Source organism: Vibrio sp. D173a (assembly GCF_030248475.1).
Genome location: NZ_JAHGAH010000759.1, coordinates 1 through 722, shown reverse-complemented (window position 1 = coordinate 722; position 722 = coordinate 1). Strand labels below are relative to the sequence as shown.

The 722-nt window shown below is 42.1% G+C and carries 1 protein-coding gene; it reads left to right on the top strand.

Annotation, left to right across the window (positions count from 1 at the left end):
• Positions 1 to 413: DUF2861 family protein (locus tag KIV40_RS29060; RefSeq protein ID WP_285352698.1), on the top strand; the 413-nt coding region annotated here is incomplete at its 5' end.
• Positions 414 to 722 lie beyond the last annotated feature (309 nt).

Below are 722 nucleotides of genomic sequence, written 5' to 3'. Positions count from 1 at the left end.
AGCTCGACTCGGGCGTTGATTACCAAGAAATCGAGACGAATGAGATGTTCATTAAGCCAAAGTCCGGTGTTTATCAATTAACTGTTGGGGCAAACAGCTACCCCATTGTTGTTGCTTTAGATGACAGCAAGCGCTGGTTAACACTGGAGAATAAACTTGAGAACGCACACGTTGTGATAACGCCACCAGAGGTTATCGATAACTGCCCTAGTACTCACGTAAGTTGGCAATGGTTTGATGAAAATTACAACATGTTAGGTTTCAAAGTTCCGATCAAGGCAAAGCAAGTTGCAGTTCCTGAACAAAGCCCAGCAGGAGAAAAGGCCAAGCACCTAAGCGCATCAGTGGAAATGTTCGAGTACCAAGGTGCGATTGAGGTCCAATACGTTCAACGTGTCGCTGTACCTTTCTAGTAAGCGTTTTTATAACTTTGATGATAGCTTGGTGGATAGTTTTGATGGGTCGCTTTGATAGTTCTACGCGATAGAAAATAGAGACATATAGGTGACAAAACACTAACGCATCTTAGATGTAATAGCCGTAATTACTACCACGGAATCTAAACATGCTGAATTTCTACCATAAATTAAATGCTCCATCTTGTGCCATGTTAGCCCTATTCACCGCTTGTACTTTTTCAACAGAGACACAAGCGAGTGGATTTGCACTTCAAGACCACAGTGGTTACAACACCAACAATACTGTTCTAATAAACCCATCAA